The sequence below is a fragment of the Microbacterium sp. CCNWLW41 genome, assembly GCF_037083505.1.
The window spans coordinates 40,465-66,021 of record NZ_JBAOJP010000009.1 but is presented as its reverse complement, the minus strand read 5'-3'; the positions used below and the strand labels follow the sequence as shown (position 1 = coordinate 66,021).

The following is a 25,557-nucleotide window of genomic DNA, read 5'->3' as shown; positions in this document are numbered from 1 at the left end:
ACCGATCAGCCTTCCGCGTCGATGAAAGAAAGGGCGTTGACCTGCACTTCAACGGTGCCCTCGCCCGTGAGGTTGGAGGTCGCTGTGATGCTGCTCAAGAGGCGCGGCCCACCGCGCAGAGCGTCAAGGAACGCCGTCGCCTGTGCCATGTCTGCAGCAGTCGCGTTGATGACGAAATCAACCTGCTGACGACCATCCGGCGAGCCGGACCCGACCGAGGATGCACCGCCCGACGGTGTCCCGGCCTCCGCGGGGGCGCTCGGTTCGGGCGTCGCCGACGGCGCAGGCGCCGGTGCGGCCGCTGCGTCCTCCGCTGACTCCACGCCTGTGCGCGCGACGAAGATCGTTTGCTCACCCGCCGTCACGGCGGTCAGTGCGACTCCGGACGCCTCAGATGCGCGGGCGACGACTTCAAACACGTCATCCAGCTGAGAGTTGGCGGGGATCTGCGAGCGAAGTTCGCTCACGTTTGCCTCGATTGAGGCGAGATTCTCCTCCTGCGCCTCGAGGGTCGCGACTTGCGTTTCATAGAGCGCGTTCGTATCGGCTACGGATGCCGTCTCCGCATCGACACCCACCGCCTGGAAGTAGAGCGGTAGGGCGACCAAGAAGACTCCCAAGGCGATGACCCCGAGAGAAACGATGAGCCCAATGGCTGTCACAAGCTGCTTGGGCATCAGTCGCTCCCCTCCTCAATGGCGTACTGACCGGAGTAGATGGACTGGTCGAACTGGACGTTGAGCAGATACGAGAACCGACCCTCTGTGATCTGGCTCGAGGTAACAGATTGACCGTCGGCGAAGAGGACACCCTCCACCCCGCGGAGCGATCGAATGATGCCGACGATGTCAAGCGGCGTGGGGCTGTCGATGGAAACGGTTCCCACAAGTCCTTGCTCTGACGCTGGATCATCGCCTTGCGGCACGCCTCCTACCGAGACGTCCAAGCCCGTAAGCGACGTGTCGGCGGGGAGCACACCGGTCACTTTGCTCACCACTGGCGCCCATGCGAAATCGTTTGCCATCGCCTCGGCGCGGAAGTTGGTGAGCTCGGACTCAGTGGTCAGCGCCTGACTCACATCTGAAAGCGCGGCGATTTCTGCCAACAGCGCGTTGGTTTGTGCCCGCTCGGCTGCCAGGCGCTGATCAGCAAACATCTTGAAGGCGAACGCTCCGACGATGATGAGGGCGGCTACGACAACCGCAGCGAGCACGATCCAGACCCACACCCGAACGAGTCTGTCGCGCTCACGGCGCACGATCTCCGAACGTGGCATGAGGTTGACGCGTGGAAAGCCGGAGACCGGCGACGCGATGGCAGTCATCGACGCACCTCCCCAAGCGCGATACCGACTGTGCCCACTAGATTCAGCGCGACATCGCCGCCTGGCTGCGGAGTGCTCATCGTCATGATGTCTCCCACCTGCACGACTCGCAGTTCGGAATCGATCGCCGCGTCGAGCGACGGAACCACACCCTCGGCAACAGCGCCGGCTCCCGTCACGAACACCCGCGCGATGGGCGAGGAAGTGGGCCGACTCGCGAAGAACGCGAGGGTACTGCGAATTCGGGCAGCGAGCTCGGAGACACCCGGCGGTTGCGCGGCACGGATTCCGCCGCGTGTTCGGGCCGACCCGCCGTTGCCTCCGGCCATCTCGAGCGCCGGCTCCGAGAGCGCCAGCTCGTCTGAATGACGACGTGCGGCCGCGGTCGCCACGTCGATGGGCAGGATGCGAACGAACAGCGGGACGCCCCCGCGCGAGACCACTACTTGCGTCGTGTGATCGCCGATGTGGATCGTTGCGACGGTCCCGCCGTCGGGCACAAGCGACGCCGTCGCACGGGCGAGTCCGAAGGCAGTCAGATCGACCGCCTGCACGCGCAGCTTCACTTTCGACAACGTGGAGATGATCTCTTCGATGTTCTCCGACACTGCGGCGACGAGGAGGCCCGAAATCTGGTCGCCCTCCTGAGACAGCGGGAAGAAGTCCAGCACAGCCTGGCTGGCCGGGACGGGCAGCAGATCTTGAACCTGGTACGGAAGGGCCTCGCGCAACAGGTCTGGGCGCATCGCCTGCGTCGTGTATTCGCGAACGAGGATGCGGCGACTCGCGACGCCGAGCACGACGTCCTTGCTCTTGAAGCGGGCGCCCGTCCAGAGCTGGCGGAGCGCCACCGCCACGGTACCCGCGTCGAGTACCTCTGAGTCGCGGGCGGCCTCCGCCGGCAAGGGCACCTCGCCGTAGGCGATCATGTGAGGTTTTCGCCCCAAAGAGAGCTCGGCAGCGCGGACGCTCTCTTCAGTCACCTCCAGGGCGACGATTGTCTTTCCCATGCTTGTTCCTTCCCCCCGACGGCAGCTTCTAGACCCCGGTGAACAGATTCACATACCAACGGCCGACGGACTCGCCGGCGAACACTCCCGTCCACGCTCCAAGAAGCATCCACGGACCGAACGGGATCGCCGTCTTCCTTCCTGCCCGACGGAGCACCAGCAGCGCGATGCCGAACACGCCGCCGTAGACAAACGCGGCGAAGGCACCCACGGCCAATGCTCCCCAGCCCAACCAGCCGAGATAGATTCCGATCATTCCGGCCAGTTTGACGTCGCCCCCGCCCATTCCGCGGGGTCTAACGAGTCGCAGCAGCGCATAGAACAGATACAGCACGGCCATGCCGACGGCGGCGCGCAACAAGGCGGCCCATTCACCCGTGAACCACGCGGCCAGCGCGAGCAACACGCCGGCGACAGCGTAGCTGGGAAGCACGATGCTGTTGGGCAGTCGACGCGTGTCGAGGTCTATCAAGGTGAGCACAATACTGACGGCGGCGAAATAGAGGTACGCCACGACGACGAAGACGAGCGCCCAGACGTCCGCGGGACGGACCTCCCCGTCGACGGTCGGAAGGACGAGGTACTGCGGCAGCGTTTCGCCCAGAAGGTCGTCATATACAGCGAGCGCCCACCAGGTAACACAGGCGAACGTCACCCCGGTGAACGCTTCGACCAGCGGGTACCGGACCGAGATTAGCGAACCGCAGTTTGCGCATCTACCCCGAAGAGCGACCCAACCCAACACAGGTACGTTGTGCCACGGCTTGATCGGTATATCGCAGTCAGGACACCGACTCTCTCGCAAGAGCGAGATCTTCGCCGGCACGCGGTAAGCGACGACGTTGAGGAAGGATCCGATCAGTAGGCCAAGAACTCCCGCCACCACGACGAAGAAGGGGGTGATCACCGACATCCGTTAGCGCTCAGTCTGGTAAACGCGCTCACCGAGCTTCTGGACAATCGTCGTCATGTCGATGATGCCGCCCGCGCCCTTGATCGCGCATCCCAGATTCGCCAGTGCAGTGGGCCACGACATCGGCTGACACGTGTAATTCGATCCTGAATGGAAGTTTGTGGTGTCGTCTGAATACAGTTGACCCTCGAAACTCGCCGTGACGGTGCCATTGAGGCCGCAGGGAGAGTAAACCATGACGTCAATATCGGTGTCGACCGCGGCAGTGGTGCCAAAAGAGTCTTCACCGCCGATTCCGCAGGTCGGCCTGGGGTCGCCCGCGGCGTCGACGTCATCCGGGTTGTTGTCCTCGTGCAAGAAGAAGAGCTGCTTGCGGGACGACGCTGACAGACCTGCACCTAGAGACACGCTCATCGACTTGGTCGCGGGAAAAATGAGCACGGCGTCGTGGTTCAGCGTCATGGCGGACAACGTCATGCTCACATTCTTGCTGCAAGTAGTGAAGTCGAGGACGAGCGGCCCGCTCGCGGCGGCGATTTGCGTCTTCACCCACGCGGACGCCGCAGCATCCGTGTTGAGGATGCTGTTGCACCCCGTCGTCGGGACAGACACTCTCGTAGCCCCACCAGCGGTCCAACCGGAGTTCCTGTCAAGGTCAAGCCACTTTGTAGCGTCCTCAAGCCATGCGAGCGTGGGAACGAATGGTGGCGGTGTTGTGCTCCCAAGCGTGACTGCTCCTGTTGTCCAGGCCGCCTCGTCCACGCGGTCAGCGGAGGTCATGGACGTGACCGTCCCGCCGACAGTGCCAAGGCCACCGCCGCCCGCGGCGAGCGTGACGTCGCCTCGAGCGTGAATGCTGCCTGCGACTGTGGGATTCGCGTTCGAGGTGAAGCTGACATAGGCATCGGTCACGATGTTCCCAGGGCTCACATAACCGCTAGGCGAGGTCCGCGACTGAACGTGCCAGTTCTGGGAAGTGCTTCTCACTTCCTTCTTCGCGTAGATGTCACCCTTGATTACGCAGTTGTTGCTCAGCGTGACAGTGCCGTTCAATACATAAAGATCGCCTTCCAGAAGACCGCCTTCTGTGCAGCTCCAGTTCCCGTTCCTTAGGACCAGATCGCCCGTGTAGTGGGAGACTCCCTGCGACACGCTGCCCGAGAAATACGTGACGACGCCGCCGGGGACGTCTGAATACGTCGATGACCAGCGATAAACGCTGTCGATCGTGGCAGTCGTGGAATCAGGGCCGGTTCCGGTGGAACGGATCACGATGTAACTCGTGTCGATTGTGGGACACGCTGCAGTGGTCACAGCGTCATAGTCGGTTGGCTGTCCGCCCGTCGTCGTCCGCACCGCGTACGTGTACGTGGGTCCCGTGCCGTTACCGGCTAGATCTGCCGGCGCGCAACCGTCCGAGAGCGCCAGAACCGCCGCATCCCGGCCCGACTCGGCGGCGATGAACGCCTGTGTCCGCTGCTTGTTATCGGCGTTGGCCTGAAAGGTGGTGAGCACCGACGCGGCGATCATTGTTGCGGCCACGAATGCGACGAGCATCACGACGACAACCGTGACGAGGACAGCGCCAGAATCGTCGCCGTGGTGCCAAGCACGCTTCCGATCCGTCAAGACCAGCATGGGTTCGTCCCTCCGGTGCCGCTGAAGCGACTCGCAGCCGTGCCCTCGAAGCGGACGGGCGCCGAATCGGTGATGATGTCGAACGCGTAATCCACGCTGTCGCCATTGTCGATGAAAAAATCCTGAACCGGCGTGGTGCTTTGCGCAACGTCTTGTTCCCAGTCGGGCCATGTCGCCGACAGCGGCATCGGCCCAGAGTTCACTGTCAGTCGAGCCTGGCCGTCCGCAAGGAAGAATCCCTGGCATTCACGCGTTCCACCGAGCGTTGTCCAGACCCAGAGTTCGCCCCCATCCGTACCCTCGACCTTGAAATCCCGCGCGTTTCGCATCGCGCGCTCGACCGCCGTGCTGATCAGCTGACCGCGTGTAGTGGCCTGGGATGTCGAGGTGACGTCGGCCTGCGCGATCCATGCGTTGACTAACACCGTGGATATCCCGACCAAGACGATCGTCGACACCAGGAGACTGACGATGAGCTCGATGAGGGTAAGGCCGTCGTCGTCCGGATCACAGTTCACGGACATGCGACGCTCGTCTTCGCAGCCGGCACGAACACCAGCGCTGACACCTCGGCGAGCACGCGCGAGTCCTGAGTGGCGGTCAGTGACAGCGGAACGGCAATTCCGGTGGCCGACGGGCACGAGAAGCACGAACCAGCGGTCCCGGAGGTGGAAAACGCGCGATTGGCGCCGTCTGAGAATGTGTGCGCAGCTGCAGCGGCCGCAAGGCTTGCACAGCTGGGCGTTTCCCGGGCTGACTCCACCAACGCATAAAGTTGGCGGGTCGCGGTTGCAACCGCTGACTGCTGCGACGAATACATTACGCCTTGCCAAAGCACGGGGATGATCGCCACGGCGACAAGTCCGAAGAGGACCATAGCGATAATGACTTCGACCAGGCTAAACCCTGCGTCGCTAGAGTCGCGCTCACCCATCCGCGCACCTCCCCAAGTCGCAGATCCTACGCCAATGATGCCACTAGGGCCGGGGACTTGTGGCCCCGGCCCTAGAGAGCTGCAGCAGATTCGTTAGCAACCCGGGCCCGACGTGCCCGACAGACTGTAACCGCTTGCCGTGATGCAGACGTCATCGATCGTCGCGGGAGCCGTAGCTCCGTAGCTGACCGTGATGTCTCCACCCGTGTACGGGGCGATTGCGGAGTCAGGCGTCGTGGCGGCAGAGCTGTCGGCGAGCGCAGCAGCAACAGCCACGGCGGCGTCGGCTGCGGCCGCGTCGACCGCGTTCTGCTGCGCGGTCGCCTGGATGTTGCTGAAGATCGGAATCGCGATCGCGACGAGAATTCCGAGGATCACGACGACGATGATGAGCTCGATGAGCGAGAAGCCCTCTTCGCCCTCTTCCTCACGACGCTTGTTCATCGCGTCGATGTAGTTCTTGATGGTTGCACGCATGGCGCAGTCACTCCCCACTCATAGTTACAAGGTCGACTTCGACCGGCCGGCACGCCGAGCACCAGCCTTGATCATTTCCCCAAAACGAAAATCCCAGCTAGTCGAAGCTGGATGGGGAAACACACACACGTGCGTGAATCCCCTCCCCACGACCGAGCATGGCGGGTGCAGGCTTTCGCTGTCAACGCGCCGAAGGGCAAGGTTCGCTGAAGAATGGCTTAAGAGCGGTCGGGCGCACTCACGCCGTGATGGCGACGGTCACCAGGAACAGCACCACACCCAGCCCAGCAGTGAGCACCACCGCGACCGCAAGCGCGACGATCGAAGTCGTCTTCTTGGTCGGGCGCTGCGCGGCGATGACCAGACCGCCGATCGCGAGGAAGATCGCCGTCAGGGCCAGCCCGAGGTTCACCAGGCTGGCGGTCCCCGCGAGCATGGGATTGACGGGGAGGATCCAGCCGACCACCGCGGCCCCTCCGAGCAGGCTCAGCGCACTGAGCACGAGAGACGCCGTCGCCGCACCGTTCCTCGACGACTTCTCCGGCAGCGATCGCGTCAAATCGCCCACGTATGAGCTCGACACCGGGTGATACACGAGCGGACGCGGCATCCGATCGTCGTCCGCCGCGACCGACGGGCGCACCACGATCGGATCGGGAAACCGCTCCCCCGGCCGATCGCTGTCGAACGCGGACGCAGCGGCGACGGCATCCGCGGTGGCGGCCCCGGTGCTGGGATCGGGGGCGGACGGAGCGGCGTCGCGGGCGAGCGAAGGCTCGATCGTCGGGCGCGGCCCGGAACGGGTGCGCCGGAGAAGAGGCGGCTCCGACGAGGGCTCCGGCTCGACCGCTTCGGAAGCGGGGCGGGGTTGGCCGGCTGCGACGATGGATTCGGGTGGTCCAGCGCTCACCGTCGAGCGAGCTTCTCCAACCGCGCTTTCTGCGGATGTCGACGCCGCCGTACTCGACGGCGACGTCGCCGGGGCGGTCGGCAGAACGGCCGCGCTGCCGGCATCCGCGGGACGGCGCATCGATCCGGGGGCTGCCGTGGTGTCGATGGGCCCCGACAGCGTCGAGACCGGGGGCGGCCACGCGTGCACCACAGCCGCAGGAGCCGGCGCTGCCTGTTCGGGCGTCGAGACGGCTGCCGTCGCGGCCCCTGCCGTCGACGCCGCGAAGAACGCCGCGATGTCGTTCTCCCGATCGGACAGCTCGTCGTGCGACCGGCGTCGATGGCGACGTTGCGCGCGGCCCGTCGCCCACGCCGCGCCGACGGGCGGCTCGGACGCGTCCGCGCTCGTGATCGCCGGCAGATCGGACGGCGGCGGAGCCGCGGCATCCGTCGTCGTGAATCGATAGTGCTGCGTCCAGGCAGCACCATCCCACCACCTCAGGCGGGCGGCACCCGGTGACTCGGCGTACCAGCCCGGCGGCGGTCCCCCAGTTGACCGATCGGACATCATGCTCCCCAGCAGAATGATTCTCGCTCGAGGCCAACTTAGCGGGTCGCGACGGTCATCCGCAGACATCCCTCATCTGCTGCAGGGACACGGGAGGTCCCGATGATCGGAGCACGCGCGCGCCGAAGGCGCTCGATGAGCGGCGACGCAGACGGCGAGGGGAAGCCGTCGGGGCTCGCCCGGCTTCCCGACAGCGCCGACGCGCGCCTGCTCGCCGCGGGCACTCCAACCTGCGCCCTCCCCTCCGGGCGGTGTCGGTCGTGCCCGAAGAGTTCGCGGCGTTGCACGAGAAGATCCGCGTGTACCGCAACACCACCGTGGCGCACTCGCAGTCCGAGCTGGTGCGTCCGGCGCCGATCGCGTATCTCGATCAGGCCGGTCGCATCCGTCGCGTGGGCGATGCGGTCATCAGCCGGCACCTGCCGGGGAAGATCGCGAGGCCGTTCGCCGGTCTGATCGGCCTGGTGCAGAACACGGTCGAGGAGTGGGCCGACGACATCCGCGCGCGCCTGGACTCCAGACGGCGGCCGGGGTCGGTCTTCACCCACTACCTGAGCGTCGAGCCTGTGGAGGAGTGAAGCGGATGCCTCCGCCCCGGGCCGACCCCGTCGGCGGGGTGTCGCGCGCCTACGATCGACGCATGACGCAATCGCATCTCATCCTCGTGGCGAACGCCGGTGACGGCAGCATCAGCACGTTCCAGCTGACGGACGGCGCTCTCGAGCGGATCGCCGTGAACGAAGGACTGGACGGATGCTCCACCTTCGCCGTCGACGCCGCCCGCGACCTCGTCTACGCCGGCGTCAAGGGTGAGCCCGCCGCGATCGTGACGTTGCGCCTGGAGCGCAGCTCAGGACGCCTGTCGGAGGTGTCGCGTCGCGACCTGCCCGACGGCGGTATGAACTACCTCGCGCTCACCCGCGACGGCGCGGGGCTCCTCGGCGCATCGTACGGCGGCGGATATGGAATCAGCGCCACGATCACCGATGGGGTGGTCGGCGAGCCGGTGTCGCGGGTGGAATTCCCGAACCTGCACTCGGTGCTGCCCAGCGCCGACGGCCGTTTCGGGTACTTCGTGTCGCTCGGCGTCGACCTCGTCGCGCAGTACGCCCTCGACGATGACCTGGGCCTCGTCGCGTTGACGCCCGAGACCGTCGCGGCGCCGAAGGGCAGCGGCCCGCGGCACCTCGTGCTGAACGACGCGCAGGACGCCGTGTACGTGCTGACAGAGTTCTCGGCCGAAGTGCTGCACTTCGCCCGCGACACCTCGAACGGAACGCTCGAGCTGGTGGGCGCAGCATCCGCTTTCGATCCGTCCAAGGGCCTGAAGCACAGCCGGTTCGGTGCCGACCCGAAGGCCGAGCACCTCATCTGGGGCGCCGACCTGCACTTCGGCGCGCAGGGCCGGTGGCTGTGGGCCTCGGAGCGCACCGAGAGCACGCTCGGTGCGGTATCCGTCGCGGACGACGGGTCGGTGTCTGCCCCCACCGGGTTCACGGTCACCGAAGAGCAGCCCCGTGGCTTCGCGCTCAGCCCGGACGGCGCGTATCTCGTCGCGGCGGGCGAGCGCTCGACGTCCGTGGCGCTCTACGCGGTGGACGCGGACCGGCTCGAGCTGCTGCAGCGTGCCGAGACCGGCGGCGGGGCCAACTGGGTGCGCTTCGTCTGAACCGGCGTGATTCGGTCGGCGGCACAGCTGAGCACGGCAGGCGTTTCTCGAATATAGGTGCGAATGTCGGAGGTTGCGTCTAAGATTCAGTTATGGAGATTTCATCGGATGCCGCGGCGCCGCTGCCGGCCTGGATCGATGACGACCCCTGGTTCCAGCTCGGCCCATGGGAGGCGCCCGAGTTCGAAGACTTCGTTCCCGACGTCGACCTCGACGCGCTGCAGGCGAGCGGGGAGATGCACTCGGTGGGGCTCAAGGCCATCGAGTACGCGGCGGTGCGCAGCCGCATCCTTCTCGCCGAGCAGTACGCGGGCATCGCGTCCGTGCTTCGGGACGCCGCGGACTGCCCAGACCCGTGGACCGGCCCCGATCCGACCCTCGACCCCGCATGGCGTGATCCGCAGGGCCGCTCGGTCGGTGCCGTGCGCGCGGAGCGCCGTGACATCGCGGTGCGCTCGGCCGCGGCAGACGTGGCGGTGCGGCTCGGGCTGTCCGAGGCGATCGTGCGCACGCGCGCCTTCCACGTCGACACGCTTCGCGAACGATGCCCCCTCGTGTGGGCGGCGTTCGCGTCCGGTGACGTCTCCGAGCAGAACGCGAACACCGCGGCGCAGCACGCCGCTTCGCTCCCCCGTTCCGCGTCCGAGGCGTGGGCGCAGTTCGACGCGCAGGTGATCGAGGGAGCACGACGGATGCCGCCCGGCAAGTTCCGTCTTCGCGCCCGCGTCGTCCGGGAGCGAGTGCACCCTGAGTCCATCGACGATCGGCACCGTCGGGCCGCCGAAGACCGCCGGATCTGGACCACCGCCGAGCCGGACGGCATGGCGACACTGAGCATCTTCGGCCCCGCCGCCGAGGTGCAGGCCGCCCAGCGCCGGGCGGACGCCCATGCGCGACACCTGCGCGACCAGCCGGGTGAAGAGCGCACCGTCGCGCAGATCCGCGCCGACGTGCTGCTCGACCTCCTGGCGCACGGCGAGACTCCGCAGACCGGCCCCGCGCCCGCGCGCGCCGCGGTCGCCGTCACCGTCCCGGTGATGACGCTCCTCGGCCACGACGACGAGCCGGCGACGCTCGACGGCTACGGCCCGATCGACGCCGACACCGCCCGTCGCCTCGCCGGCGAGGCCACCAGCTGGGTGCGCATCCTCACGCACCCCATCACCGGCACGGTGCTCGACGTCGATCGCCGCACCTATCGGGTTCCCACAGCGCTTCGCCGCTGGCTCGGCGTGCGCGACCCGGTCTGCATCGGCCCCGGCTGCACCCGCCCCGCCCGCGACTGCGACATCGACCACCGCCTCGACTGGCAGTACGGCGGCACGACCGCCGACACGAATCTCGCTCCGCTCTGTGAACGGCATCACGTGCTCAAGACGAAGAGCGCATGGAAGCTCTATCGGGACGAGATCACCGGCGTCACGTGGTGGGTCACACCGACCGCCCGCATCGTCGACCCCGAGCCGCCACCGTGGTGATCCGGCCCGTCAGCCGTCCAGCACTTCGAGCCGCACCGTCACCGGACCCCCGTCGGCGAGCCCCTCGGCATCGCGCACGGCCTTCTTCAGCGGCAGCACGTACGACCCCGACCCGGAGTCCGGGAAGATCGACGTCGCCCACTCCGTGCCGCCCACCCGTGCCCGCACGCGCACCGACCCGAAACCGCGAGACGGGCGCGGAATCTCGCGGATGTCCGCGCTCAGCTCGGGCGGCACCGACGTGAAGAACCACGACGCATCGTCACGGGCATCCCAGCGCCACACCTCGCCGTCGAACTCGATGATCACGAGCTGAAGACTAGCGAGCGGGTCGGACGTCCGGTCAGAGGTGCTCGCCCGGCGGACCGCCGTGCCGGTCGACGAGCCGCTGCAGGCAGCTTGACCAGCCGTCCACGTGCTGCGTCCGCTCGTCGGCGGTCGCGAACCCGGAATGCCGCACGATCACGCGGGTCGTGGCATCCGCCGCCTCTTCCAGCTCGATCCCGACGTCGGTAGTGTGCTCCTCCCCCGCCCACCGCCACGCCAGCCGCAGGCGGTGCGGCGCCTCGAAGCCCAGCACCGTCGCCTCGACCGCGATGCCGGCCACCTCGGAGCGCACCTGCCATGGCCCCAGCTCGTGCACCTCGACGAGCGCGGTCGTCTCGAACCGCGGCGGCCAGAACCAGCTGACGAGCAGGTCGGCGAGCGTGAACTCCGCCCAGACCACGTCGACGGATGCCGCGACCAGCGCCTCTTCGGTGAGCTCATGCATCTCAACACCGTACGCCCGAGCAGCCGCAGCCGACCGCTCCCGTCGCGCACGTCGGAGGGCGGGTCTACGCTCCCGCCATGAGCGCACTCCGCTTCGTCCCCGCGAACGAGGCGTCGTGGGACGACCTGCAGGCGATCCTCACCGGCGCCGCCGGACGCTGCCAATGCCAGCGACAGCGACTCGGCGACCACGACTGGTGGTACATGCCCGAGAGCGAGCGGGCCGCGATTCTCGAGGCCGAGACGCACTGCGGCGATCCGCGCGCCACCGAGACCATCGGCATCGTCGGTTACGACGACGCCGAGCCCGTCGCGTGGGCGGCGGTCGACCGCCGCGGGGTGTACGGACGGGTGCGCGGATCACCGGTCCCCTGGCAGGGACGCACCGAAGACCCCGACGACGACTCCGTCTGGGCGATCCCGTGCCTGGTGGTCCGCAAGGGCCATCGCGGCCAGGGCCTCACCTACCCGCTCGTCGCGGCCGCCGCCGAGCACGCACGCGCTCGCGGAGCCGCGGCCGTCGAGGGCTATCCGCTTCTCGCACAGGGCAAGAAGGTCATCTGGGACGAGATGAGCGTCGGCGCCGTCGGGCCGTTCCTCGCGGCCGGATTCCGCGAGATCACGCACCCCACCAAGCGCCGTCTCGTGATGCGACGTGATTTCTGAGCGAGCAAGCGCTGTCCGAAAACAGTCCTTGAGAACGCTCCCACGATTGGTTACAGTCCGGTAAGCAACATCGCTTCCCACCCTCGACGGAGAGGTTCCCCATGCCCGCACCTGTTCCCCGCCTCGGTGTCGCTTCGGCACGCTCCGGGCGCCCTGCCCGGACGGCGCGCCTCCTGGCCGTCGCCACCGGCGCGGCCCTCGTCGCCGGCGCGCTGTTCGCCGCCCCCGCCACCGCCGCGCCACCGCGGACGGTCGACCCGTTCGACCCCGACTTCGGGCCGAACGTCACGATCTACAGCCCCGACACCCCCGTCTCGCAGATCCAGACCGAGCTCGATGCGCTGCACGCGCAGCAGGTCGACGCCGAGATGGGTTCGGAGCGCCGGTCGGTGTTCTTCCTGCCCGGCCAGTACGGCTCGGCCGCCGAGCCGCTGCAGGCGAAGGTCGGCTACTACACCGAGATCGCGGGCCTCGGCGCCTCACCCGAGGACGTCACCATCCACGGCGCCGTCGAGGTGTACAACCGGTGCCTCGAGAACGGCGGCACGAGCAACTGCCTGGCCCTCGTGAACTTCTGGCGCACCATCTCGAACCTGTCGATCGACATCGACAAGACCGGGCAGGACGGCTGCCGCGCGAGCGCGGAGTTCTGGGCGGTGTCACAGGCGGTCTCGATGCGCCGGCTCGACATCTCGGGCGCGAACCTCTCGCTCATGGACTACTGCACCGCCGGCCCCCAGTACGCCAGCGGCGGCTTCATCGCCGACTCGCGGCTGCCGTTCGTGATCAACGGCTCGCAGCAGCAGTGGCTGATCCGCAATAGCGAGGTCGCCGGCTGGTCGAACGGCGTGTGGAACCAGGTCTTCTCGGGCGTCGTCGGCGCCCCCGACGACGCGTCCTTCCCGGACCCGCCGTACACGACCCTCGACGAGACGCCGCTCAGCCGCGAGAAGCCGTACCTCTACGTCGACGACGACGGCCGCTACAACGTGCGGGTGCCCGCTGCCGCCGAGGACACGCGCGGGATCACCTGGGCCGAGGGCGAGACTGCGGGGCGCAGCATCCCGATCACGGACTTCTTCATCGCGACGCCCGCGGACTCGGTCAAGGACATCAACAACGCGCTCGCCCGCGGACAGCACCTGATCCTCACGCCCGGCGTCTACGACATCGACCGCACGATCGAGGTCAAGCGCGCGGGCACCGTCGTGCTCGGCCTCGGGCACGCGACCCTCACCGCCGCGGGCGGCGCCGTCCCGATGCAGGTGAAGGATGCCGACGGCATCGTGATCGCCGGCGTCACGATCGACGCGGGCACCGAGCTCTCGCCCGTGCTGCTGCGCGTCGGCGAGCCCGACAGCGACAAGGTGCTCGACGCGGCGAACCCGATCACCCTCAGCGACGTGTACTTCCGCGTCGGCGGACCGCACATCGGCAAGGTCACGACCGCGCTCGAGGTCCACTCCGACGACGTGCTCATCGACCACACCTGGGTGTGGCGCGGCGATCACGGCATCGAGGGCTTCACCGAAGGCGTGAACGGCGACACCGACCGGTGGAACACCAACACCGGCACGAACGGCGTCATCGTCGAGGGCGACCGCGTGACGGCGACCGGCCTCTTCGTGGAGCACTTCCAGCAGTTCAACACGCAGTGGAACGGCGAGGACGGCCACGTGGTCCTGTACCAGAACGAGCTGCCGTACGACCCGCCCACCCAGGCGGACTGGACGCAGCCCGACGGCACGCTCGGCTACCCCGGCTACAAGGTCGCCGACGACGTCACGACCCACCGCCTCGACGGCGCCGGCGTGTACGTGTTCAACCAGAACACCCCGTCGATCCTCACCGAGAACGGGTTCGAAGCGCCCGAGACCCCGGGCGTGCAGCTGCACCACATCATGACGGTGAACCTCTCGGCCGGCACGATCCAGCACGTCGTGAACGGCATCGGCGGTCAGGCCGACACGACCAAGATCGGCGTGCCGCAGTACGTCGTGGACTACCCCGCGCCGTAAGGCCGGATGACGGATGCCTCGGCCCGGCGGATCACGCCGGGCCGAGGCATCCGCGTGTCGCGCGTGCTCACCAGAGCGGGTGGATGGACGCCCGCAGATCCCGGTCGTAGACCTCGCGGACGACCCGGTCGAACCCGTCGACGTCGAAGCCGTCGTCGAGGAGCGCACCGGCGGCGGCGTTCGCCTCGGCCTGACCGACGTTGCGCGCGCCGGGGATGACGCTCGTCACGCCCTCCTGGGCGGCGATCCACGCGAGCGTCGCCGCGGGAAGCGACACGCCGTCCGGAAGAGCGGCGGCCAGCTCGTCGGCGGCCGCGACGCCGGTCTCGAAGTCGACGCCCGAGAACGTCTCGCCGCGATCGAACGCCTCGCCGTGCCGGTTGTAGGTGCGGTGATCGTCGGCGGCGAACGTCGTCTGGGCCGTGTACTTGCCCGACAACAGGCCCGACGCGAGGGGCACGCGTGCGAAGATCGCGACGCCGGCTGCCCGCGCCGCGGGCAGCACCTCGTCGAGCGGCTTCAGCCGGAACGGGTTGAAGATGATCTGCACGTTCGTCACGTTCGGGCGTGCGATCGCGGCGAGCGCCTGCGCGCACGTCTCGACCGACACGCCGTACGCCGCGATCGCGCCGTCCGCGACGAGCGCGTCGAGGGCGTCGTACGTCGTGTCGCGCTCGATCACCGCGGTGGGCGGGCAGTGCAGCTGCACCAGATCGAGCGTGTCGACGCCGAGGTTGCGGCGCGACCGGTCGGTCCACGCGCGGAAGTTCTCGGGCGTGTAGTTCTCGGGCTCCTGCGCCGCCCGCCTGCCCATCTTGGTCGCAACCGTGATGCCGTGGTCGCCCCGTCCGGCGAGGAAGCGCCCGATGATCGACTCGCTCCGCCCGTCGCCGTAGACGTCGGCGGTGTCGAAGAGCGTGACGCCGTGATCCGCGGATGCCGCGAGCACGGCCGTCGCGTCCTCCTCGCTGACATCGCCCCAGTCAGCGCCGAGCTGCCAGGTGCCGAGACCGATCGCCGACACCGAGCGTCCGGTGCGGGCGAGTGCGCGCTGCTGCATGGGGATCCTCCGCGATCGAGAGATGAGCGGGTTCCAGCATCCCACCTCCTCCACCCTGTGGCGCGGAGACTAGGTTGGGGCCAGCGACCGATGGGAGGGACGTCGTCATGGACGAACACGCCGAACCGCTGAGGCGGGCCGTGTCGTACACCGCGCGACTTGCTCAGCAGCCGCGCCTGCTGCTGGCGATCAAGACATCGCTCGCGGCGGTGATCGCGTGGTACCTCGCCCCGCTGATCCCGTTCGCCGAGGACCAGTACACCTACTACGCGCCGCTGGGGGCGCTCGTCACCATGCACCCGACGATCGCCCGGTCGGCTGCGGTCGGCATGCAGGTGCTCCTCGGCCTGGCGGTCGGCATCGGTCTCGGCATGTGCGGCGTCGCGGGGCTGCGGCTGGGGCTGCCGGGCGGCCTGGTGCTCGGCGTCGTCATCGGCGTCGGCGTGCTGCTGGGCGGTCTCCGGCTCCTGGGCGCCGGCGGAGACTGGGCGGCGCTCGCGGCGCTCTTCGTGCTGCTGACCGGCGGCTCCGACCCCGAGGGCTTCTCCATCTCGTACCTCGGCACGGTGGCGTTCGGTGTCATCGTCGGCATCGCGGTCAACCTCATCGTGGTGCCGCCGCTGTACCTCCGGCAGGCGGGCGAGCGGCTGTCCGCGTTCCGCGACACGGTCACCGGCCTGCTCACGGATGCCGCCGATGCCGTCGCCGAGGACCGCATCGAGCCCGACCGCTTCACGTCCGCGCTCGAGTCGCTCGACGAGGCGCGCGCGGCCGTCACGGTGGAGGTCGACGAGGCCGACGAGAGCGCCCGCGCCAACCCGCGCCGCCGGGGCCACGGCGACGAACGGGAGCAGAACGCGCTGCGCATGGCGGCGCTCGACCGGACGGCGTTCCTCACCCGCGACCTCATCGACCTGCTGCTGGAGCTGCAGGCCTCCGACGACGCCGCCGTCACCGATGAGGTGCGCGCCCAGCTCGCCCAGGCCATCCGCTACGCCGCCGCGCTCACCGCCACGCCCCTGGGCGACGAGGCCGCGCCCCGCCGTTTCCGCGAGGCGAACGAAGCGCTCACCGCCTACCAGCGGGCGCTCGGCACCCCGCACCCGTCGCACCGCACCGGCATCGCCACCGGCGCCGCCGTCGAGTTGTGCGTCCGGCGCATCATCGACGTCTCGCGCCCCTTCGTCTGAGTCACGCGCCCCCGTGCTCGTGCGCGTGCCGCGTCGGCGGGGCGCGGCATCCGTCCGGCGGTTAGCCTGAGCGGATGGCGGAACGCAGCGACCAGGACGGCACGCCGGCGGACCTCGAGCAGATCCGGACGCTCGGCATCATCGGCGCGGGGCGGGTCGGCCGGGTGCTCGCGCGGCTCGCCCGCGAGGCCGGATACCGCGTCCTCGTCGCCGGATCGGGAGACCCCGGCCGCATCGCCGTGCCGATCGGGGCCGTTGCTCCGGGGGCGACCGCGGCCGAGGCATCCGTCGTCGCCCGTGACGCCGACGCCGTCGTGCTCGCGCTGCCGCTCCCCCGCTACCGGGAGCTTCCCGTCGAGGAGCTGCGCGGCAGGATCGTGATCGACGCCATGAACTACTGGTGGGAGGTCGACGGGCTGCGCTCGGACCTCGCCGACCTGCGCACGACGACGAGCGAGACGGTGCAGCGGTTCCTCCCGCAGTCGCGCGTCGTGAAGGCCTTCAACCACATGGGCTACCGCGACCTCGACGAAGAGGCCAGGCCCGCAGGCGCTCCCGGGCGCAAGGCGATCGCCGTGGCGGGTGACGACGCCGCCGCCGTGGGCGCGGTGATGCGGATCGTCGACGCCCTCGGATTCGACCCGGTGCTCGCCGGTCCGCTGCGCGAGGGCATCAAGCTCGAGCCCGGGGCGGAGGCGTTCGGCGCCGACGTCGACGCCGCCGAGCTGCAGGCGATGCTGGACCGGTTCGAGACGTCGCAGCGCGGCATCGTGGTCGCCCGGGCGCGCCGCGATGCGGGGACGGATGCCGCGCCCTGACCGGCGCGGCTCGGGTGAGGTGTCACCTCAGTCTGGCGCAGCCGGCGAGGTCAGCCGGCTGCGCCAGGCCGTTTCAGACGCCGGTGCGGCGCGGCTCCAGGAAGAAGTCGTACGACACCGATCCGTCAGGCCGGGTGTCCGCGTAGTGGACGAACTCGAGCCCGCGCTCGTCGAACGCCCTGAGCCACTCCTCCCAGCTCACCGGCCGCAGCTCCACGAGCTCCGGCCCGAAATCGAAGTCGAACCGCAGGTCGCCGATGGCGTCGCCGGTGCCAGCGACCGTCGCCGGCGTCGCATGACGGTCCTCCGCCCACCGGCGGATCTCGTCGTGATCGGTCGTGGCGGTCGTCACCTCACTGCGCGACGTGTCGTACTCGCCCTCGCCCACGGCGTCGATGCTGCGTTCGGCGTCACGCATGCCGGGGTCGACGGCACCCATGTCGTCTGCATTCCTGTTCATGGCAGACCTCCTCTGCATCGATTCCAGCCTCTGCGGATCGCAGGCGTGCGGCGAGGGGGTTGTCAGCACCGGACGAGCACGCTAGCCGAGCGCAGGCCGGTTGCCGGCCCATGCACAAGATCGGAGGTCTTCGCCGACACGCCGCGTGGCGGCATCCGTTCCCCGCGTGTCGGCGAGAACCTCCGACGCTGTGCGCGCCCGCGCTCCGCCGCCCCCGCGGCATGCAAGATAGGGCATTTGCCCGATGCGGCACCGGGTGCTTCGCGGTTGGGTGCACACAGTACGAGCATTCTGCGTGCAGAGGAGAGCTGCGATGAAGCTGCGAACCACCCGCCTGATCGTCGCGATCACCGTCGCCGCGCTCTTCACCCCTCTCGCCGCCTCGCCGGCCGCGGCCGACACGACTGAGCCAGACGACCCGATCACGTCGTTCACCGTCCCGATCGTCGCGGAAGGGTCGCTGGAGCTCGTCATCAGCTCGAACGGCTCGCTCACGACCATCGGCGACCAGTCGACCGTGCGGTCGCAGTGCATCGACAGCGGCTCGGGCTCCATCTGCATCGGCACGCAGGGCACCGGCGACCCGTTCGCGGGCGACCTGAACGTCGGCGGCTCGGTATCGGGCTATACCCTCGGCGACGAGGGCGGCGCGGCGGAGGCGCTCGGATGGATCATCGGTGAGGGCGTCGACGTCATCACCGCCATGTACGACATCCCGGCCGACGGCCGCGTGCAGCGCCTGGCCGGCGACCAGCTCCGCGCCTACGTCATGATGCGGATCCTCGACATCCTCGATCGCTCGCTCTACGGCGTCGAGCTCACGGCCAACGAGCAGACGACCCTCGACTACGTCAACCGCCAGCTGCTCGGCACCGACCGCAAGATCGCCCAGTACGCCGTCGAGGAGCACGCGGCGTTCAAGGCCTTGGAGTGCGGGTACACGCCGCCGGCGGCGCCCGCGTTCATCACGAATCCCGTGCCGCTGCCCAAGGAGGTCGTCGACTGGTGTGCGCGCAGGCACACGGTGCTCGAGAGCGCCTTCGTGTTCGCCCCGCCGCAGCCGTCGGCCGACGCCTTCCAGGCGTGGGGGATGTACCGCAACGCCGCGGAGCTCGGGCTGGACCGGCTTTCGACGTCGGGCTACGCCGACGAGATCGCCGACGTGCAGCGGGCGTATGGCGCACTGGCGGGTGCCGCGATCGCGGGAGGCGCCGCTGCCGCTGCCGCCGCCGCTGCGGGCAGCGCGGCCCTGGCGGCCGGCACCGCCGGAGCTGGAACCGCTCTGGGGACCGTGTTCGCAGGCGTGTTCCCACACGCCGCATGGGGAGGCGCGCTCGTCCCCGCCACGGCGGCCGGCGCGGCGGCGACCGTCGTGGGGATCGTCATCCTCGCGATCGTCGTCACCGTGGTGGCGTCCATCCAGCTCGCCGAGCACGAGCAGGTCGGCATCAAGCTCGCCGAGCGCCTGAAGAACGCCAAGGACGCCACCGATCCCTTCTTCCTCGACGATCTGCGCGACGACTACGCAGGACTCGAGCTGCGCGAGGGCATGACAGCCGAGAACCAGCCGGCGTACCGCGACGACCCAGCGGTGGCGAGGATCCTCGATCTCATCCTCGTCAAGACGTCGAACACGATCGACGGCGCCTTCATCCCCGACGTCGATGCGCTGTGGACCCCCAACGAGACGACCGAGCAGGACTACCGCTTCCTCGTCATGGACGGCACCACCACCCCGCGCGTCGAAGACTCCATCACGGTGCCGATGGGCGACAGCGACACCACCGTCCGCTTCAGCCGCGACTGGATGATCGTCGACGAGGGCGACGGCGAGAAGCCCGCCCTGGAGTTCCGGTACACCGACAACGCCGGGCGCGAGACGACGGCCAGCCGGGTGCCGCCCGCCGAAGGAGCGGCGGCCCCCGACGGTGGCTTCAGCGTGTCCCGCCTGGACGGCGACGGCATGCTCGTGGCCCAGCGGGCATCGACGATCCACTACATCGACCGCGAGGGCCGCTCGGTCTCGGTCGCGCTCGTCGCACCGGACGTGCCGAGCGTCGGCGGCGTCCGGCCGAGCGCGGTCGGGCCGCTCACGCCGGGCCGGACCGTGATCCTGCGCCCGAACCCCGTCGCGGCCGACGGCACGTTCGACGGTCTTCACGAGACCGGGTACAGCTATACGTGGACCGTCAAGCGGGTCGATCCGATCACCGGCGCGTGGATCGACGTCGTCCCCGAGGTCACCAGCTACGACACCAGGTTCAAGCCGACGGAGGTGGGCGACTACCGTGCCGCCGTCCGCGCGCACGACACCGATCCGGCGGACGGCACCGTGCCCGACGCGTGGGGCTCGGTCGACTTCCGCATCGTCCCGCCGCAGACCGAGATCGCGGAGCTCACGTTCCACGACGACGGCACATCCGGCCTCCGTGTCTCGGCGCAGCTCGGGGCGGCGGTGCCATCGAACGACTTCACCATCGACGTCACGTGGCCAGGCTCCGTCACCGGTGAACCGGGCGAGCACTCGCGCGTGGACCTCACCTGCCACACGATCGACCCGATGAGCTGCTCCAGCGTGAGGACGGACCTCTTCCCCGAGCTGAAGGCCGCGCTCTCGCACACGCTCGCCGGCGATGCGGACCTCACCCAGGGCGTCGAGGTGACCATCACCGACCGGTTCGGCACCGCCACCACGCAGTCCTTCGCGATCGACGACCCGGCGCGTCCGGTGCTCACAGCGCCCCGCACCGCTCCCGGTCCGGACCAGCCCGGCTTGGTCGTGTTCGACCCCGTCCACTCGTCCGTCGAGGTCCCCGTGCAGGTCACCGCGAACCCGAACTACGAGCTCGCGCGGATCGTTCCCGGCACCGGCGGGACGCCCACGTCGTTCGGGGTCGTCGATCCCGCCGACGACACGCCGAAGTCGATCGTGCAGTTCCTCGACGGCGCCGTGACCCTGTCGACGGGCTACGACACCGCGAACGGCGAATGGGTGCTCGACCTCCGGGTGACCGCCGGACTCGACGATCTGGGGACGACCACCATCCCCGTCGTCGTGCAGCAGGTCACCGGCGCCCGCACCATGATGCCGCTCACGGTCGACCTCGTGCCGGCGTCCGGCGACCGCTTCCGCGCCGCCGTCGCGAACGAGATCGACCCGCTCGCCATGTCGGTCGACACCGTTCCCGAGCTCGTGCCGTACGTCATGGGCGGACGTGAGGAGTGGGGCGACTACACGGGCGACCTGTGCGTCAGCCTGCTGTACACGGAGATACCGGCGAGCCCGGTCGAGCGCTGCGGAACCGTCGCGAGCCTGCTGGACGCCGACGGACGCCTTTCGGCGATCTCGTTCCCCGAGTTCGACCCCGACGGGCTCGAGACCGGCCGGTACGAGGTGACGGCGCGGATCCCCGGCGACGAGCACTCCGACGACACCCCGTTCACCGTGTCGTTCCGCCTCCTCAGCGGTCCCCCGACGATCGACTCGTTCGCCTGGGCCAAGGCGAAGAACGCCGTCCGGTTCAGCACCACCCCGTTCGGTCCCGATGCGCCGATCACCGGCTACGCCTGCCGCCTCGACGGCGAGCCCGTCGACTGCGCCGACGCCGCCTCGGGATCGTGGACGGCTCCCCCGCTGGCGCAGGGCACGCACACGTTCGACCTGATGGTGACGGATGCCGCCGGCAACTACACCGCGGACTCCTTCGAGTTCACCCTCAAGAAGGACACGAAGGTGAAGACCCCGAAGCCCCCGAAGCCCTGACGACGACGGCCTCGGGGGGCTACCGCGCGGTCACCAGCCCGTGGCGATGCGCGTACGCGGTCGCCTCGGCACGGCCGCGGACATCGAGCTTGCGGTAGATCGCGACCGAGTGATGCATGACCGTCTTGACCGACAGGAGCAGCTCGTCGGCGATCTCGCGATTGGTGAGCCCGTTCGCGAGGAGCGCGAGCACCTCGAGCTCGCGCGGCGTGAGGCTGCCGGACGACGCCTGCGGGGACGCGGGCGACGGCACATCGCGCTGGAGCCACGCGAGCGCGAGCGCTGCGCCCCCGGCCGCGGACTCGACGCTGCCGGCTGCCACCAGCGCCGCGTAGCGCTCGCCGCCGAGACGCGCACGCAGCTGCGGGGCCAGCGCCTCGTACGCCTCGCGTCGCCGCGGCGGCAGGAGCCGGACGATGCGCTCCTCGTCGGCGGCCACCGCCCCCAGCAGGCGCGCCGCGAAGGCCGCATCGCCCGACCGCGCGGCGATGAGCGCCGCGTGCACCACCGAGAGGCCGGCCGCGCTCGTCCAGCCGCGCCGTGCGGTGTCCTCGAGCCGGAGGCGGCACCAGTGAGCGGCCTCCGGGATCCTGCCGGCATCCAGCTCGCGCCCGGCGAGCGCCGCCAGGATCATCGACTCGATGTAGGCGTCGCCCGACGTGCGTCCGAGCTCGAGGGCGGACTCCAGCGACGGCACGGCGAGCGGATGGTCGGCGGGCTCGGGGCGTGCGGTCCGAAGCAGCACCGTCGCGGCGGCGACGGCCTTGGCGTCGGCGACGCGGGTCGCGCGCCGCAGGGCCGTCAGGGCGAGGTCGATCGCGTCGTCGAGGCGCCCGCTCGTCTGCATCAGCACGGCCGACCACACCTCGAAGCGCGCGAGCCATGCGGCGTGGCCGATCGACGCCGCGAGGGCGCGGCCCTGCTGGATCGACGAGACGAAGCGGGCGACGTCGCCGGTGGCCGGGTGGATGGCCACCGCGACGGAGTGGCAGAGGAGGACGAGCAGCGAATCGCCCAGCTCGTCCGCGAGGTCGCGCGAGCGCTGCCACCGCGCGCCGATCTCGGCCGCGCTCCCCTGCGCGTCCGGCGTCTCGGCCATCAGCGCCGCCGACCACAGCCACACCCGCGCGGCGAGCGCCGGCTCGAGCCCGTCGACGGCGCCGGTCGCGATGACCTGCCCGAGCACGGCCTCCACAGCGGCCCGCTCCGGGAGTCCCTCGAGCACGCCGGCGGCGTCCACGGCGAGGCGCGCCGCCGTCACGGGGTCGGCGGCCAGGTCGTCGAGCACCGAGACGACGTCCCGCCGAAGCACGCGGATCCGCTCGATGTCGATCGACGGCCGGCAGTCCGCGGCCGCACGGGCTGCGGCATCCGCGGTCCTGCAGACATAGGCGCGACGCAGGTCGCCCGCCCGTCCGCTGTCGGCCCATTCCGCCCCACGCACGTACGTGCGCACGATGGGGAGCAGGTCGAACGCCGGCTCCTGCTCTCCGACGGCGATCGGCTCGACCAGACGGCTGTCCACGAGCGCACCGAGATCGTCGAGCACCTCACCGAGCGGGCGGCCGTCGAGCGACACGAGGGCGTCGACAGGGAACGTGCCCTCGAACCCGGCGGCGCACACCAGCAGCGCGCGCTGACCGCCCGTCAGCGCGGCGGTCGTGGAGTCCAGCGCGTCGCGGAGGCTGAGCCGTCGCCCCGTTCCGTCCCCCAGACCCGACGTGAGCAGGTCGGGATCGCTCCCGTCCGCGGCGAGGCGTGCCGCGAGCTCGGCGGGCGGAAGCAGTCGCACGCGAGCCGCCGCGAGCTCGATCGCCAGCGGCAGACCGCCGACCAGGCGGCAGACCCGGGCGACATCGTCTGCGGTGCCGGGATCGAGGTGGAAGTGCGCGTCGACCTCCTGCGCGCGCTGGACGAACAGTCGCACGCTCGGCGACTCGGCGACCGTCTCGAGATCGGCGCCCGGCAGCGGGACGGGGAGCGGCTGGAGTCTCACGTGGCGCTCTTCGGGCAGCCCGAGCGGAGCGCGGGAAGCGACGACCACGGCAAGCGTCGGGCACCGGTCGAGGAGCCTCGGCAGCCCCGCACGGAGCGACTCGGCGTCGGCGTGATCGATGGCGAGGGCGATCGGCCTCCGCGCGACGACCTCGGTGATCCGCGCCTCGGCGTCCTCGCCGCCGTCCAGGCCGATGCCCAGCCGCCGCGCCACCGTCACCCAGATCGGAGCCTCGCGTTCGGCGTCGGCGAGGTCGACCGACCACGCGGCGGCCGAGGTCGCCGCGGCGCCCAGGACCGCACTCGTGCCCGACCCGGCCGGTCCGTGGATCGTGACGATCCGCGCCCCCGGGTCGGCGAGATGACCTCTGACCAGCGCGAGGTCCCGCTCGCGCCCGATGAGCGTCACGCCGGCGCCCCTTCCCCAGAACCCTGCGATCTCGGAGCCTCGTCGCCCCGTGACCACAGCATATTGGCACGTGCCCGCACCCGCGCCAGTGCACAGGATCGGAGGTCGTGCGCGACACGCCGGGGCGCGGCATCCGTTCCCCGGCGTGTCAGCCAGAACCTCCGATTCCGTGCGCGGCGCACGACCCCGACACCGGGGCGCCGCACGGTTCAGGCGGCCGCGGCCTCCGGATTCTGCGCCCACAGGTCGGGGCCGAACACCTCGTAGTGGATCCGCTCGCCGGGGATCCCGCGCCCGACGAGGGTGGCGCGCGCAGCGCGCATGAAGGGCAGCGGTCCGCACATGAAGACCGTCGCGCCCTCCGGCAGCTCGACGTCGCTGAGGTCCATGTACCCCGGACGCGCCGGGTGGAGCGTGGGTGCGCGATCGGCATCCGTCTCGTACCAGTTCTGCGCCTTCGCGTCCTCCATCGCCACGACCTGGCGCCGCAGCGACGAGTACAGGGCGTGGGTGTCGTGGGCGCGGTCGGCGTGGAAGAGCCGCACCGTGCGGTGGGGCTGGCGCCGCGACAGGTCCTCGAGGATCGCGGCGATCGGAGTGATGCCGATGCCCGCCGAGACGAGCACGAGCGGCCGCTCGGACTCGTCGAGCACCACATCCCCCGCCGGCTGCGAGACGTCCAGCACGGTGCCCGGCTGCGCGTTCTCGTGCAGCCACGTCGACACCTGACCGTCGGGCGCGCCGTCCACCCCGCGGACGCGCTTGATCGTCACGCGCAGCGAGTCGCCGCGAGGGCCGGAAGAGATCGTGTACTGGCGGGGCTGGCGCGACCCGTCGGGGAGGTCGACGGCGATCGCGACATACTGCCCGGTGCGATGCGACGGCACCTCGCCGTCGACCGGCGCCAGCAGGAGCGAGAACACCTCGTCGGACTCCTCGAACCGCTCGACCACCCGGTGCGGCCGCCACGGCTGCTCCGGGTCGGTGCCGCCGAGGGCGTACAGCTTGGCCTCCTCGGCGATGAGCGAGCACCCGAAGAGCCAGTACACCTCGTCCCACGCGGCACGCACCTCGGGGGTGACGGCGTCGCCGAGCACGGTTCCGACCGCATCGAGCAGGTGGTGTCCGACGATCGTGTACTGGCGGGCCTGGATGCCGAGCGACACGTGCTTGTGGGCGATCCGGCGCATCACCGGCGTGAAGTCGGGGGCATCGGGGTCGATGAGGTGCACGGCGAACGCCACGACGGACGCGGCGAGCGCCTTCGGCTGCTCCCCCACCGCCTGATTGGCGCGGTTGAACACCCGCAGCAGCTCGGGGTGGGCGGCGAACATCGCCGGGTAGAAGACCTTGGTGATCTCCTCGGCGTGCGCGGCGACGACACCCGCGGTGGCTCGGACGACGGCTTCTGACTCCGGTGAGAGCTTCATGCGTTCCCTTTCTCGCTCCGGTCGCAACGCCTTCGAGCCTCGCCTGACCGCCGCGGGAGCGCTGGGCGTTCCACC

23 protein-coding genes are annotated in these 25,557 nt (G+C 69.6%); 8 read left to right on the top strand and 15 right to left on the bottom strand.

Going from position 1 to position 25,557, the window contains the following annotated elements; genetic code table 11:
• Window positions 1–5 precede the first annotated feature (5 nt).
• The 9 genes from V6R91_RS26825 to V6R91_RS26785 form a co-directional block, all read right to left on the bottom strand.
• Window positions 6–677 (bottom strand): hypothetical protein, encoded by a 672-nt coding sequence (locus V6R91_RS26825; protein WP_336397749.1) that lies wholly within the window; start codon window positions 675–677, stop codon window positions 6–8.
• Window positions 677–1,324, bottom strand: a complete 648-nt coding sequence (locus V6R91_RS26820; RefSeq protein ID WP_336397748.1) for a hypothetical protein — start codon at window positions 1,322–1,324, stop codon at window positions 677–679. The genes V6R91_RS26825 and V6R91_RS26820 overlap by 1 nt, the downstream gene beginning before the upstream one ends.
• Window positions 1,321–2,334: a type IV pilus biogenesis protein PilM gene (pilM, locus tag V6R91_RS26815; RefSeq protein WP_336397747.1), complete on the bottom strand. Its 1,014-nt coding sequence runs from the start codon at window positions 2,332–2,334 to the stop codon at window positions 1,321–1,323. Before pilM ends, V6R91_RS26820 begins: the two co-directional genes overlap by 4 nt.
• A 28-nt stretch (window positions 2,335–2,362) precedes the next feature.
• Window positions 2,363–3,247, bottom strand: a complete 885-nt coding sequence (locus V6R91_RS26810; protein ID WP_336397746.1) for a prepilin peptidase — start codon at window positions 3,245–3,247, stop codon at window positions 2,363–2,365.
• 3 nt (window positions 3,248–3,250) lie between these two features.
• Window positions 3,251–4,885 (bottom strand): hypothetical protein, encoded by a 1,635-nt coding sequence (locus V6R91_RS26805; protein WP_336397745.1) that lies wholly within the window; start codon window positions 4,883–4,885, stop codon window positions 3,251–3,253.
• A complete protein-coding gene (locus tag V6R91_RS26800; RefSeq protein ID WP_336397744.1) occupies window positions 4,873–5,409 on the bottom strand; it encodes a PulJ/GspJ family protein in 537 nt (178 codons plus the stop codon). The genes V6R91_RS26805 and V6R91_RS26800 overlap by 13 nt, the downstream gene beginning before the upstream one ends.
• Window positions 5,400–5,819 (bottom strand): type II secretion system protein, encoded by a 420-nt coding sequence (locus V6R91_RS26795; RefSeq protein WP_336397743.1) that lies wholly within the window; start codon window positions 5,817–5,819, stop codon window positions 5,400–5,402. Before V6R91_RS26795 ends, V6R91_RS26800 begins: the two co-directional genes overlap by 10 nt.
• 93 nt (window positions 5,820–5,912) lie before the next feature.
• Window positions 5,913–6,296: a pilus assembly FimT family protein gene (locus tag V6R91_RS26790; RefSeq protein WP_336397742.1), complete on the bottom strand. Its 384-nt coding sequence runs from the start codon at window positions 6,294–6,296 to the stop codon at window positions 5,913–5,915.
• A gap of 238 nt (window positions 6,297–6,534) precedes the next feature.
• Complete coding sequence (locus tag V6R91_RS26785; protein WP_336397741.1) at window positions 6,535–7,824, bottom strand: DUF2510 domain-containing protein; 1,290 nt, start codon at window positions 7,822–7,824, stop codon at window positions 6,535–6,537.
• A 191-nt stretch (window positions 7,825–8,015) separates the two neighbouring features.
• Here V6R91_RS26785 and V6R91_RS26780 point away from each other — a divergent pair, with 191 nt between their 5' ends.
• The 3 genes from V6R91_RS26780 (at window position 8,016) to V6R91_RS26770 (ending at window position 10,902) form a co-directional block, all read left to right on the top strand.
• Complete coding sequence (locus tag V6R91_RS26780; RefSeq protein WP_336397740.1) at window positions 8,016–8,333, top strand: hypothetical protein; 318 nt, start codon at window positions 8,016–8,018, stop codon at window positions 8,331–8,333.
• Between the two features lie 62 nt (window positions 8,334–8,395).
• Window positions 8,396–9,424 carry a lactonase family protein gene (locus V6R91_RS26775; RefSeq protein ID WP_336397739.1) on the top strand — a complete coding sequence of 343 codons (1,029 nt, stop codon included), beginning with the start codon at window positions 8,396–8,398 and terminating at the stop codon, window positions 9,422–9,424.
• Window positions 9,425–9,516: 92 nt separating this feature from the next.
• Window positions 9,517–10,902 (top strand): HNH endonuclease signature motif containing protein, encoded by a 1,386-nt coding sequence (locus V6R91_RS26770; protein ID WP_336397738.1) that lies wholly within the window; start codon window positions 9,517–9,519, stop codon window positions 10,900–10,902.
• A 9-nt stretch (window positions 10,903–10,911) separates the two neighbouring features.
• On the opposite strand, the gene V6R91_RS26765 is transcribed toward V6R91_RS26770, so the two are convergent.
• Window positions 10,912–11,211 (bottom strand): DUF1905 domain-containing protein, encoded by a 300-nt coding sequence (locus V6R91_RS26765; RefSeq protein ID WP_336397737.1) that lies wholly within the window; start codon window positions 11,209–11,211, stop codon window positions 10,912–10,914.
• 34 nt (window positions 11,212–11,245) lie between these two features.
• Window positions 11,246–11,674, bottom strand: coding sequence for an SRPBCC family protein (locus tag V6R91_RS26760; protein ID WP_336397736.1), 429 nt, complete (start codon window positions 11,672–11,674; stop codon window positions 11,246–11,248).
• Between the two features lie 77 nt (window positions 11,675–11,751).
• Here V6R91_RS26760 and V6R91_RS26755 point away from each other — a divergent pair, with 77 nt between their 5' ends.
• Window positions 11,752–12,339: a GNAT family N-acetyltransferase gene (locus tag V6R91_RS26755; RefSeq protein WP_336397735.1), complete on the top strand. Its 588-nt coding sequence runs from the start codon at window positions 11,752–11,754 to the stop codon at window positions 12,337–12,339.
• A gap of 101 nt (window positions 12,340–12,440) precedes the next feature.
• A complete protein-coding gene (locus V6R91_RS26750) occupies window positions 12,441–14,357 on the top strand; it encodes a glycosyl hydrolase family 28-related protein (RefSeq protein ID WP_336397733.1) in 1,917 nt (638 codons plus the stop codon).
• A gap of 67 nt (window positions 14,358–14,424) precedes the next feature.
• Here the strand turns inward: V6R91_RS26750 and V6R91_RS26745 are convergent, their stop codons facing one another.
• Window positions 14,425–15,417: an aldo/keto reductase gene (locus V6R91_RS26745; RefSeq protein WP_336397732.1), complete on the bottom strand. Its 993-nt coding sequence runs from the start codon at window positions 15,415–15,417 to the stop codon at window positions 14,425–14,427.
• A 107-nt stretch (window positions 15,418–15,524) separates the two neighbouring features.
• Between V6R91_RS26745 and V6R91_RS26740 the strand changes: the two genes are divergently transcribed.
• Together V6R91_RS26740 and V6R91_RS26735 are read left to right on the top strand one after the other, a co-directional pair.
• Window positions 15,525–16,607: an FUSC family protein gene (locus tag V6R91_RS26740; protein WP_336397731.1), complete on the top strand. Its 1,083-nt coding sequence runs from the start codon at window positions 15,525–15,527 to the stop codon at window positions 16,605–16,607.
• 74 nt (window positions 16,608–16,681) lie between these two features.
• Window positions 16,682–17,425, top strand: a complete 744-nt coding sequence (locus V6R91_RS26735; RefSeq protein WP_336397730.1) for an NADPH-dependent F420 reductase — start codon at window positions 16,682–16,684, stop codon at window positions 17,423–17,425.
• 73 nt (window positions 17,426–17,498) lie between these two features.
• Here the strand turns inward: V6R91_RS26735 and V6R91_RS26730 are convergent, their stop codons facing one another.
• Window positions 17,499–17,885 carry a hypothetical protein gene (locus V6R91_RS26730; protein ID WP_336397729.1) on the bottom strand — a complete coding sequence of 129 codons (387 nt, stop codon included), beginning with the start codon at window positions 17,883–17,885 and terminating at the stop codon, window positions 17,499–17,501.
• 313 nt (window positions 17,886–18,198) lie between these two features.
• On the opposite strand from V6R91_RS26730, the gene V6R91_RS26725 reads away from it, so the two are divergent.
• Entirely contained in the window at window positions 18,199–21,648 is a 3,450-nt protein-coding gene (locus V6R91_RS26725) for a hypothetical protein (protein WP_336397728.1), read from the top strand.
• A 19-nt stretch (window positions 21,649–21,667) separates the two neighbouring features.
• On the opposite strand, the gene V6R91_RS26720 is transcribed toward V6R91_RS26725, so the two are convergent.
• Together V6R91_RS26720 and V6R91_RS26715 are read right to left on the bottom strand one after the other, a co-directional pair.
• Complete coding sequence (locus V6R91_RS26720) at window positions 21,668–24,052, bottom strand: LuxR C-terminal-related transcriptional regulator (RefSeq protein ID WP_336397727.1); 2,385 nt, start codon at window positions 24,050–24,052, stop codon at window positions 21,668–21,670.
• Window positions 24,053–24,261: 209 nt separating this feature from the next.
• Window positions 24,262–25,482, bottom strand: coding sequence for a globin domain-containing protein (locus tag V6R91_RS26715; RefSeq protein WP_336397726.1), 1,221 nt, complete (start codon window positions 25,480–25,482; stop codon window positions 24,262–24,264).
• Window positions 25,483–25,557 lie beyond the last annotated feature (75 nt).

Excerpts from the sequence above, each read along its gene's own strand:
- V6R91_RS26735 (WP_336397730.1), top strand. The coding sequence starts at position 16,682 with ATGGCGGAACGCAGCGACCAGGACGGCACGCCGGCGGACCTCGAGCAG.
- pilM (WP_336397747.1), bottom strand. The coding sequence starts at position 2,334 with ATGGGAAAGACAATCGTCGCCCTGGAGGTGACTGAAGAGAGCGTCCGC.
- V6R91_RS26785 (WP_336397741.1), bottom strand. The coding sequence starts at position 7,824 with ATGTCTGCGGATGACCGTCGCGACCCGCTAAGTTGGCCTCGAGCGAGA.
- V6R91_RS26805 (WP_336397745.1), bottom strand. The coding sequence starts at position 4,885 with ATGCTGGTCTTGACGGATCGGAAGCGTGCTTGGCACCACGGCGACGAT.
- V6R91_RS26820 (WP_336397748.1), bottom strand. The coding sequence starts at position 1,324 with ATGACTGCCATCGCGTCGCCGGTCTCCGGCTTTCCACGCGTCAACCTC.
- V6R91_RS26725 (WP_336397728.1), top strand. The coding sequence starts at position 18,199 with ATGAAGCTGCGAACCACCCGCCTGATCGTCGCGATCACCGTCGCCGCG.
- V6R91_RS26825 (WP_336397749.1), bottom strand. The coding sequence starts at position 677 with ATGCCCAAGCAGCTTGTGACAGCCATTGGGCTCATCGTTTCTCTCGGG.
- V6R91_RS26740 (WP_336397731.1), top strand. The coding sequence starts at position 15,525 with ATGGACGAACACGCCGAACCGCTGAGGCGGGCCGTGTCGTACACCGCG.
- V6R91_RS26755 (WP_336397735.1), top strand. The coding sequence starts at position 11,752 with ATGAGCGCACTCCGCTTCGTCCCCGCGAACGAGGCGTCGTGGGACGAC.
- V6R91_RS26750 (WP_336397733.1), top strand. The coding sequence starts at position 12,441 with ATGCCCGCACCTGTTCCCCGCCTCGGTGTCGCTTCGGCACGCTCCGGG.
- V6R91_RS26770 (WP_336397738.1), top strand. The coding sequence starts at position 9,517 with ATGGAGATTTCATCGGATGCCGCGGCGCCGCTGCCGGCCTGGATCGAT.
- V6R91_RS26745 (WP_336397732.1), bottom strand. The coding sequence starts at position 15,417 with ATGCAGCAGCGCGCACTCGCCCGCACCGGACGCTCGGTGTCGGCGATC.
- V6R91_RS26800 (WP_336397744.1), bottom strand. The coding sequence starts at position 5,409 with ATGTCCGTGAACTGTGATCCGGACGACGACGGCCTTACCCTCATCGAG.
- V6R91_RS26810 (WP_336397746.1), bottom strand. The coding sequence starts at position 3,247 with ATGTCGGTGATCACCCCCTTCTTCGTCGTGGTGGCGGGAGTTCTTGGC.
- V6R91_RS26790 (WP_336397742.1), bottom strand. The coding sequence starts at position 6,296 with ATGCGTGCAACCATCAAGAACTACATCGACGCGATGAACAAGCGTCGT.
- V6R91_RS26730 (WP_336397729.1), bottom strand. The coding sequence starts at position 17,885 with ATGAACAGGAATGCAGACGACATGGGTGCCGTCGACCCCGGCATGCGT.
- V6R91_RS26795 (WP_336397743.1), bottom strand. The coding sequence starts at position 5,819 with ATGGGTGAGCGCGACTCTAGCGACGCAGGGTTTAGCCTGGTCGAAGTC.
- V6R91_RS26715 (WP_336397726.1), bottom strand. The coding sequence starts at position 25,482 with ATGAAGCTCTCACCGGAGTCAGAAGCCGTCGTCCGAGCCACCGCGGGT.
- V6R91_RS26760 (WP_336397736.1), bottom strand. The coding sequence starts at position 11,674 with ATGCATGAGCTCACCGAAGAGGCGCTGGTCGCGGCATCCGTCGACGTG.
- V6R91_RS26775 (WP_336397739.1), top strand. The coding sequence starts at position 8,396 with ATGACGCAATCGCATCTCATCCTCGTGGCGAACGCCGGTGACGGCAGC.